Annotated in this window: 3 protein-coding genes; 1 reads left to right on the forward strand and 2 read right to left on the reverse strand. The window is 71.1% G+C overall.

Translation table 11 applies throughout. The features are described from left to right. Positions 1-588, forward strand: a 588-nt coding sequence (locus tag VF697_RS20085) for a methyl-accepting chemotaxis protein (protein WP_331097359.1), incomplete at its 5' end; no start/stop codon positions are given. Between the two features lie 40 nt (positions 589-628). On the opposite strand, the gene VF697_RS20090 is transcribed toward VF697_RS20085, so the two are convergent. Both VF697_RS20090 and VF697_RS20095 read right to left on the reverse strand, forming a co-directional pair. After that, positions 629-1351 carry a 4'-phosphopantetheinyl transferase family protein gene (locus VF697_RS20090; RefSeq protein WP_331097361.1) on the reverse strand — a complete coding sequence of 241 codons (723 nt, stop codon included), beginning with the start codon at positions 1349-1351 and terminating at the stop codon, positions 629-631. Further along, positions 1324-3030, reverse strand: a 1707-nt coding sequence (locus VF697_RS20095; RefSeq protein WP_331097363.1) for an SDR family NAD(P)-dependent oxidoreductase, incomplete at its 5' end; no start/stop codon positions are given. The genes VF697_RS20095 and VF697_RS20090, both read right to left, overlap by 28 nt.

The following is a 3030-nucleotide window of genomic DNA, read 5'->3' on the forward strand; positions in this document are numbered from 1 at the left end:
GCCGCCATCGAGGCGGTGCGCTCGGGCGAGCATGGCAAGGGCTTTGGCGTGGTGGCCCGCGAAATCCGCAGCCTGGCCGACCAGTCGATTCGCGCCACCTACAACGTGCGCGACGTGCTGGAGCAGCTCAGCACGGCCATCCGCAACACGGCGTCCATGTCGGAGCAGGGCTCGGAGAAGGTGACGGCGAGCCTCTCGCAGGTGCAGTCCTTCGGCGACAACATCCGGCAGCTCTCCGGCATCGTGCGCGACAACGCGAGCGCCGTGCGGCAGATCTCCGCGGCGGTGACGCAGCAGAACAGCGGCATTGGTCAGATCTTCCAGGCGGTGAACGACCTGACGAAGATCATGGATCAGACCATGACGAGCCTGCGCACCAGCGACGACGCGGCCAACCAGATGCGCACCGTGGCGGCGCGCGTGAACGGCTTCGTCGAGCAGTACGGGTGGCAGGACAGCCCGGAGGAGTCCGGCTCGGGCGGCGCCCAGGGCAAGAAGAGGAGCAGCCTCACGCACCTGCCCTTGGAGGGCGGCTCCGGAACGGATTCCAGCTCCGGCGGCTCGATGGGCAACGCCGCCAACGGCTAGCCTCACCCGAGGCGGCTCGGGGGCGGTCGCGCTGGCTTGCTCAGCCCGCGACCGCCAGCACCCGGGTGGCCTCCCACTCCAGGAGCGCGGACAGCGCCCGGGGGGGAGGCCCCAGATCGGGAGGCAACTTCCCGGTCTCCAGGGACAGCCGCAAGGAGACGCTCGTGCCGGAGGTGCCCAGCACCACGGGCCGGACCGTCACCTGCTGGAGGGGCGCACGCAGCCCCACGCCCCAGACCTTCAGCACCGCTTCCTTCATGGCCCAGGCGGCGGTGATGGGCTCCATCCGGCCCGCGCACGGGGCGCGATAGCCTTCCAGCTCACCTGGCGCGAAGGCCTCCTCCAGGAAGGCGGCGCCCACCTCCACCGGGTGCTCCAGGTCCACGCCGAGCGGCCCACCGTGCGCGACGGCCGCCACCGCCAGCCCGGCGGAGTGAGAGATGGAGAGGGCGACACCCGGCACGGTCACGAAGAAGGGTCGCCCGGAGTCTTGTCCCTCGGTCCGCGCCGATACCTCCGCTCGCGACTCCGGCAGTAGCAGCGCCAGGGCCCGGCGCGCCGCCACCCGGCCCGCGACGAACTCCTCGCGCCGCTTGTCGGTCCTGCACCGGGCCAGCCCCTCGCGCTCCCCGGGCGCCAGCACGGAGGCCGGCTCCCGCCCCACCTCGCACCAGCCGAGTGCCACCTCGCGCCCGCCGGGCAGCAGCACCCGGTCGGGCCGGAGCGGGGGCGGGCTCACCGCGAGCGCAGCCGGCGCAGCCACAGGGCCTTCACGCCCAGCAGCAGGGCGCCGTCCTCGCCATGCACCTCGATGTCGTAGGTGACCTCGTCCCCATCCACCTGCACCAGCCGCGCCTTGACGTGGGCGGACTCGCCGGGGCGCCGCAGCCGCCCGCGGATCAGCCGGTCCACTCCCATGGGGATGGACACCAGGTCGTGGTGGTAGCCGTCCCAGTTGGCGGCCACCTGGAAGGAGGCATCCAGCAGGAGCGGGTCGAACTGGAAGTGCGGCCGGGCCACGTGGCCGAAGATCTCCCGCTGGCGTGGGGCGCGGATGATGCCCTCCACCTCGCGCTCGCCGACGTAGACCCACTCGGCGCGGCAGAAGAGCGGGCCGAGGTACACCGGCTCCTTGGCCAGGTGGAAGATGGAGCGGGCCCGGGCACCGGGGAGCGCATCCGGCAGCTTGCCACTGCCCGGCTCCAGGCGCGGCGGCGGCCCGAGCACGAAGAGGCCCCGGTGGTGGACCCGGCGCTGCGTCATCTCGGAGCGACCGCCCAGTGCCAGCTCGCTGCTGGTCTCCACCTGGACCGTCACCTCGTCGCCCTGCTGCTTCACTACCTTCACGCTCAGGGTGGCGTGGACGGGCTTGCCCTTGGACTGCTCGCCCGTCAGGGGCGCCTTGAAGAACTTGAGCGGCGTGTCGATCCGCAGCTCCTCGCCGCGCAGCACCGCCAGGTCCGGCCGGAAGAGGGCCGCGCCCTCGGCCAGCATCTCGAAGCCGAAGGTGCCTGGCATGATGGGCACCGAGTGCAGCTGGTGCTGGAGCAGGAAGGGATCATTGGTGAGGTCGAAGGTGCGCGCGGCCACCAGTCGCTCGGGCTCGTACTCCTCCACGCAGTCGAGCATCGGGTAGTCGGAGGGGACGAGCAGGAAGCCCCGGTCATCGTAGACGCGCCGGGGACGTGGGCCCTCGGCGGAGGCCCCGAGGAAGGCCCACTCGCGGAAGAGGCGCTCCTCGAAGATGGCCACCTCGCGCTCGGAGCGGCCCAGCATCAGCTCGTTGATGAACCAGTAGGCGCCCTCGGCCGGGGAGATGAAGGAGACGCCGGTGTTCTGCACCACCTCGCGGTTGCGCACCGCCGCGCCCGAGCCCTCCCAGGCCGTCCAGTCGATGGTGACGCAGCGCATGTGCGGGCGTGCCCGGTGCGCGTACGCCATGGTGCACTTGCTCATCAAGTCGTTGGCGGCGCTGTAGTCCGTCTGGCCCTTGTTGCCGAAGCGGCCCGCGCCCGAGCCGAAGCACATCATCAGCTTCAGGTCATCGCGCCGCGTGGCCTCCAGCAGGTTGACGAGGCCCAGCACCTTCACTTCCATGGTGGCGGACACCAGCCCCGGCGTCTTGTCCGGCAGGCTCTTGGACTCCTCGATCATCGCGCCGTGGACGAGCCCGTCGATGTGGCCGTGGTACTCGCGCACCCGGTCCACCATGGCGCGCACGTCCGCCGCGTTGCGCACGTCGCACGTCTCGTACTCGATGGGCAGGCCCTGGGCGTACACCTCCTGGAGGTTGCGCCACAGCTCGCGCGCCCGCTCGATGGAGTCGAAGGAGTCCTTGAACTTCCTCGGCGTGAGGGTGGGGTCCTCCTTCTTGCGCCGGAGCATCTCCTCCTTGCGGAAGGCCTCGAACTCCTGCTCGTCCATCGTCAGGTAGGTCTCGGC

It is taken from the genome of Archangium sp. (assembly GCF_036388035.1).
Taxonomy (GTDB): Bacteria; Myxococcota; Myxococcia; order Myxococcales; family Myxococcaceae; genus Archangium.